General features: G+C 60.3%; 5 protein-coding genes. 3 read left to right on the top strand and 2 right to left on the bottom strand.

Features of this window, described 5'->3' with window-relative positions:
• Window positions 1-262: 262 nt before the first annotated feature.
• Complete coding sequence (locus tag N554_RS0121310) at window positions 263-616, bottom strand: tetratricopeptide repeat protein (protein WP_256378750.1); 354 nt, start codon at window positions 614-616, stop codon at window positions 263-265.
• A gap of 178 nt (window positions 617-794) precedes the next feature.
• Here N554_RS0121310 and N554_RS0121305 point away from each other — a divergent pair, with 178 nt between their 5' ends.
• The gene (locus tag N554_RS0121305) at window positions 795-1,700 is read left to right on the top strand and encodes an alpha/beta fold hydrolase (RefSeq protein ID WP_029585324.1); all 906 of its coding nucleotides are present in this window, start codon (window positions 795-797) and stop codon (window positions 1,698-1,700) included.
• 953 nt (window positions 1,701-2,653) lie between these two features.
• Here the strand turns inward: N554_RS0121305 and N554_RS0121295 are convergent.
• Window positions 2,654-4,216, bottom strand: coding sequence for a winged helix-turn-helix domain-containing tetratricopeptide repeat protein (locus N554_RS0121295; protein WP_029585323.1), 1,563 nt, complete (start codon window positions 4,214-4,216; stop codon window positions 2,654-2,656).
• A 195-nt stretch (window positions 4,217-4,411) separates the two neighbouring features.
• On the opposite strand from N554_RS0121295, the gene N554_RS0121285 reads away from it, so the two are divergent.
• Both N554_RS0121285 and N554_RS0121280 read left to right on the top strand, forming a co-directional pair.
• On the top strand, window positions 4,412-5,245 hold the full coding sequence (locus N554_RS0121285) for a class I SAM-dependent methyltransferase (protein WP_051677616.1): 834 nt from the start codon (window positions 4,412-4,414) through the stop codon (window positions 5,243-5,245).
• Window positions 5,246-5,304: 59 nt separating this feature from the next.
• Complete coding sequence (locus tag N554_RS0121280) at window positions 5,305-6,273, top strand: Bug family tripartite tricarboxylate transporter substrate binding protein (RefSeq protein ID WP_029585321.1); 969 nt, start codon at window positions 5,305-5,307, stop codon at window positions 6,271-6,273.
• Window positions 6,274-6,394 lie beyond the last annotated feature (121 nt).

Raw genomic sequence — 6,394 nt, 5'->3', positions numbered from 1 at the left:
AGCGCGTTAGGGCCGCCGCGTCAAAGCCGTGGCTCTTGACGAAAAGCCCAAGGGGCCCAATCCCCGTTGCAGCCGACTTTTGCAACAAAATCCGCACTTTTCGGACCTCGCGCAATGTCCGACTTAAGTCCATAATGCGTACTAAAGCGGACGTCCGCCAAGATGCGGCAATGAAGGGATGTGGCGGCAAAAAGCTGACTCGCTCTCATGCGCCGTTTTTGTTTCACCTTTGTGATCGTGACCGGCGCAAACATGCAGCGGCCTATCGAGGCAGTTGCTTGTTTGTCTGCGACTCGCGTGCGAGTTTCTGCGCTTCAGCGATCTCGTCCGGGGTCATATGCTTTGCGGCAATGTCTCTGTTATTGACCGCCCTTTGACTGCCCGCCATCGCTGCCAAGTTGAACCACGTATATGCGCGGATGTAGTCCCGCTGAACGCCGTGACCTTGGGCGTACATGGCGCCGAGATGGCTCTGGGCTTCGGCGTCACCTTGCTTGGCAGCCTTGCGAATCCATTTCACCGCCTCAGCATAGTCCTGCGGCGCGCCCTGGCCGTTATCGTACATGCGCCCGAGATTGAGTTCGCCAGGGGCAAAGCCTTGTTCGGCAGCACAAATGCGAAGTGCCGACCGGCTTTGAACTTGTCCGCTTTCCGGGGAGGAAGACCGGAAATGATCCGCGCATGGTCAGAATGACGCACGCAACCGACTTGAATAAAATATAGGAAGCCGGATAGCCTCTTTCAGCAAGCGTCATTTTCATTTGTTCTCAACCGAGGCCGACATGACAACTGCCATGACCACCCGCGATTTGGCGCGGGCAGCCTTCGCAGCTTCAATAATTGCCGCGCCTATGAATACTATGACGATGGCAGATGAAATTAAGCGCATTTCCGCCAACGGCACTGAGCTTGCGTATGTTGAACTTGGCAAAGGCGATCCGATAATATTTGTTCACGGCGGCCTTCAAGACTACCGAATGTGGTCGGAGCATCTGCCAAAATTCGGCGACCGTTATCGCGCCATAGCGTACAGCCGCCGCAACCATTTTCCCAGCGACGTAAGCCCCGACGGTATGCCGGATGGCGCCGCTGACGCGCATGGCGAGGATCTCGCTGCCTTCGTGCGTGCCCTTGGTTTATCTAAAGTGCGGATCGTGGCGCATTCAGCGGGAGCGCACGCGGCGCTTTTCTTCGCCGCCATGCACCCCGACATGATCGTCAGTCTCGCGCTCAATGAGCCGCCCGCCACGGGCCTATTGACGGGCGTGCCGAATACTGCGGACATGTTGAAAGAGTGGGGCAGTAACCAAGCGCCGGCAAGGGAAGCATTCAAGGCTGGCGACACCAAAGCCGGCATACCTCTTTTCGTAAATGCCGTTGGCGGACCCGGCGCTTATGAGCGTCGTTCCGATGCCGACAAGAAAATGAATCTGGACAACGTAGCTTCCTCCCAGGCGGATGCGACGACGAAGCGCCCGAGGCCCGTCTTCACCTGCGAGATGGCCAAAGCGATCACTGCTCCGACGCTTTTGTCTAATGGGGAGCGGAGCCCGAAATTCTTTTATCTGATTATGGATCAGCTGGAGAGTTGCTTGCCAAATCGCGAGAGGATCGTCGTTGCCGGAAGTTCACACACCGTGCCTGCCGAAAACCCTGAAGCTTACAATCAGGCTGTCCTCACGTTCCTCGGCAAGCATTGACGCCATAGGCGTACACGGCTCTATGAACAGGCCACTTCCGCTAGTGCGAAGGTTTTCGGATGCCGGCCCCATGAAGGCGGCGCCGCGCACACCGAGGCCGGCGTCCGCAAACCTCCAAAGGAGGAACCGCGGGAAGGGATACGTCAGACGGTGCGGCGTGAGCTATCGAAAATGGCGTGTGGCACGTGATTTCGATTTCCTAGCCGGGGATCTTTGAAGAACCTCGGCCTCGAATACGAGAACAACTTTGGCGTTATGGCACGAGTATTGCTAAATGGGGAAAGTAGGTTTCTCTCCTCCTGTGATTTCAAAATAGTTACGTGTGATAAAAAGAGCACGTTTTACAACTTCGACGTTAGCGGCCTCACAACATTCTTTGAACAGCATAGCGCGAACCGATCGTTGTGATCGTTGAGAGAGTCGAAAAACCCCGACTCATGCAAATTGAAACCGCTTCGATCTGCTGGTCAAGCCGCATCGCAGATTGTGCGGATTTCATCATTCGAATCCTTCGGCGCGGATGTAGTCGTGCCGCACCTTCGGGCTGGGATGCTCTTATCTTGAGTGAAGGTTGCGGCCTCGCGCCGCGCTATAGACTGTGTCGCCAGCCATCGCGTTCTACCGCGCGAGCGGTTTAGTCCCTTGGCACTTTTGAGACATGCCGACGGTCCGCGATTATGTCTGCTTGTGGGGTTAGACCGGAAGTGAGCTGCACGCGGTCAAAGCGACGCGAATGACCCTGGCTGTGTAAAAACTCAAAAATCGAAACGCGACGAAGAATAATATTTTTCAGTTCGATCTCTAAGTTGAATCCGCTTGCGCGTTGAGCGACTAAAACGGTCTTGGACGAATAACTTCTTCTGTCGCGATTGAGCGTCTTCGCGTTTTCACACAGCCAAGACCCAGAGCGGACTTGGCAAGATGACGACGGCCGCAAAGGCTCGGTCGGGACGTTAGACCGGCACTCCGGCCGACAGCGCGCCGGGTAGCAATACCTCGTCATAGAACTGCCGGTATCGAGGTGGCGAGTCCGGCAAGCACGCATCGACGGTTTGCGACAGGCGGTATTCTGGGGCCAACCGCAGGAGATCCGCGGCGGCGAGCTGCGCGCTGGGGACGTCGCCTCTGGCCGCCAGCGCGATGGCCGCACCCAGATGGGCGCGTGCGAGCTTCGGGTTGGCCTGCCGCGCGCGCGAGAAGCACGCCATGGCATCGTCGATTTGCCCCAGCAGCAGACGAGCGAGCCCCATCGTCGTGCGGAACACGTCGAACTGCGGGCCGCCAGGATCAAGGCGGAGTGCCGTTTCCGACGCGAGTACCGCTTCACGTCCCCTCCCAAGATGAGACAGGGAAGCGGACAGCATGTTGTACGCCATGGCGAGATTGCGGTCATGCGCGACCGCCCTTTCGCTTGCCAGAAGCGACCGTTCGAAGTCGCGGCGCAGGTAGTAAAGATAGCTCATGGCGAGATGGGCGCGAGCATTCGACGGATCGAGAGCCACGGCCCGCTCGGCCGCTTCGGCGCCTCGCGTCAACGCGTCCTGTTTCAACGAAGCAGGGGCATGGACCTGCGCCGACTGAAGCAGGATAGCTCGGGCGAGCCAGGCCTGCGCAATGCTGTTCTTCGGGTCGAGCTGCGCGGCATGAGCGAAGAAGTGCTCCTGCTGCTGCAGGCACTCCAGCGATTGGGGCTTGTTGTCGGCTGCTATCCCCCTCATGACAAGATCCCATGATCGGGGATCGATGTTGCGCATCTCGCCGTCCCGTGCCGCTGCCACGAAGATCTCGCGTCCGATCGAGATGGCGATGCGGCCTGTTATCCGGTCTTGCAGCGCGAAAGGATCGGCAATGTCACCGTCGAAGATCTCGGACCAGATCTGGACGCCGCTGCGCCCGTCGATCAGCTGAGCATTGATCCGCACCGCCCGGTCATTCCTCTGCACACTGCCCTTGAGCACAAAGCGCACGCCAAGCTCACAGCTGACCTGCCTGACGTCGATTGCTTTTCCGTCGAAGGTGGCGGCTGTCGTAGCCGAGATCACCAGCAATCCGGAGATTCTCGAGAGGTCGGTGGTGACAGTCTCGGTCATGCCCTGAGTGAAGTAGGCCTGCTCGGCATCGGTGCTGAGATTGGCGAAGGGCAGAACAACAATAGAGAGCGTCTCTGCGGCGGTGCTCTCGAAGCTTGCGTCCGTCCCGATTTCCACGCTGGCAACGAACCGATAACCACGGCCCGGAACCGTCTGCAGGCAGCGCGCGAGGTCCGGGTCGGCCGCTAGCACCTTGCGCAACGCGGCCATTTGAGCCGGAAGATTGTTCTCATCCACAATCGTGCCGGGCCACACCTCGGCCATCAACTCGTCCTTGGTTGCGAGCCGGCCTTGCCGTTTGACCAAGGACACGAGCAGATCGAAAGCGCGTGAGCCAAGCGTGACTGGGGCGCTCCCGAGCGAGAGTTCTCGCCGCGCGGTCGCAAGTCGGAACAAACCAAAGCGGAACACCTCGGAGCCGTGCATAGTTCAAAGCTCAGATGATCGTTGTGGCTTCACAGGAATTCATGAGGATTCAGTACGAGCGCAAAGACTTTCAGAGGTTCTTTGTAGCATGGTCGGGGCCGTGCCGCTACGGGTCGGCACAGGCCGGCGAGGTTCAGCCGGCAGGCCACACCGTCACTCGCGGGCACCATGACTAGTATTGCCGCCTGTTTGTCTATGAGCCAGGGCGTCGACAGAAGAGAGGCGATAGCGTCATCGACTTTTCTCTCAGGCGACGGCGATGGATACGAGGCCCAGATGGGTCGCTGGAGCCGACAGCTGGCGCCGCTGCTCATCAGTTTCGCCGGGGTGACAGCCGCCGGGCGGGTCCTCGACGTCGGTTGCGGCACCGGCAGCCTCGCGTTCGCGTTGGCACAGAATCCCGGCATTGGCTCCGTTCACGGCATCGACTTTTCTCCCGTGTACATCGAGCACGCCAGGCAGCAGGCGCGCGATTCCCGCCTCGTCTTCCAGGTCGGTGACGCGTGCGCGTTGTCATTCGAAGACGCGTCGTTCGACCATTCGCTGGCATCGCTCGTCCTGCCGTTCATTCCCGATGTCGATCGGGCAGTGCGCGAGATGCGACGTGTCACGCGTTCCGGCGGGACAATTGCGGCCACAGCGTGGGACACGCGGGGCGGCCTGGTCATCTATCGCATGTTCTTCGACACCGCTGCTGTGCTCGATGGAAACGCAAATGAGCGGCGGGCGAAGGCATGCACCCGGCCCGCGACTCTCCGGGGAGGGATGGCCAAGGCATGGCGTGACGCGGGGCTGCTCGATGTCGAGCAGGATAGCTTGATGATACGGATGGAATTCTCATCCTTTGCTGATTTCTGGACATCGCTCGACGGCAAGGACGGACCGTACGCCGAGTATCTCGTCACGCTCAGCGCGAAGAAGAAGTCGAAACTCCGCGACGCCGTCGAGGCAGCATATCTCGACGGTGATCCGGATGGACCTCGATCCTATGCGGCGACGGCATGGGCAGTAAAGGGCAAGGTGCCGTAGCCCTGGGCGGAAGCTCGGCGCCCCATCGGCTCGCAATCAGTACCCAAGCGGAGGAGATCATGAAGTCCCGTTGTTTAATGCTGCTGCCGGTGCTCGTGTTGGGCCTCGCAACCATGGAGGCCCGGGCTCAGACATGGCCGACGAAGCCGCTGCGAGCGATCGTTCCAATCGCAGCGGGCAGCCTTGCTGACATTGTCCCCCGGGTGGTGTTTGAGCAGCTCTCGATCCGACTCGGCCAAAGCATCGTCGTGGAGAACCGCCCCGGTGCAGGGGGGACGATCGGCGCCAACCTCGTCGCCAAGGCAGCCCCTGACGGTTACACTCTTCTCGTCCACTCGTCCGCACATACGATCGCACCCTCGCTCCATGCCAATCTGGGCTACGATCCGGCACGCGATTTCGCAGCGGTCGCGCCGTTGGGCGTCACGCCGTTCGTCCTCGTGGTCCCGCCGGCCAGGGGTTACGGCACAATCCGCGATCTTGTTTCCGCGGCCAAGGCCAAGCCGGGTGCGTTCAACTTCGCCTCGCCTGGCGTCGGGACCGCATCGCATCTGAGCGCGGAGCGCTTCCGGTTCAGCGCCGGCGTGGAGGCTGTGCACGTGCCGTTCAAGGGAGGTGCGGAGGCCATGGCCAACGTGATCGCGGGACGGATCGATTTCTTCTTCATGGCGCTCGGGGCAGCCCTGCCGAACATTCGCGACGGCAAGCTCTCCGCCCTTGCCGTGAACGGTGCCAGGCGCTCGACCGCGCTGCCCGACGTGCCAACCACCTCGGAGGCGGGTTTCGCCAACACCGAGTATCCGACTTGGTTCGCGCTTTTCCTGCCGGCAGGGGCGTCGCGCGAAATTGTCGACAAGCTTCACCGCGAGACGCTCGAGGCACTGCAAGAGCCTCGGGTGCGGGAGAGGCTGGCCGAACTGGGCGTCGAGCCGATGGTGATGACGCCAAGGGAGCTCGATGTGTACGTCGAAAAGCAGATCGCAGCCGACGCATTGCTGGTCAGGGCGATCGGCCTCAAGACCGAGTGACGATCAGCCCGCCATAATGTGAGAGTGTATGGCCAACGGTCGACATAAACGTCCGCGAGCGCCAGATGCATGTCGTGGTGACCCGGCTGTGATGTCTGCTTGTGGCACAAATGCGAAGTCC

Origin of the sequence: Bradyrhizobium sp. URHD0069 (assembly GCF_000701345.1) — a bacterium.
Taxonomy (GTDB): Bacteria; Pseudomonadota; Alphaproteobacteria; order Rhizobiales; family Xanthobacteraceae; genus Bradyrhizobium.
Note: the sequence above shows the minus strand (reverse complement) of the source record. Positions and strands in the feature narration are given on the sequence as shown.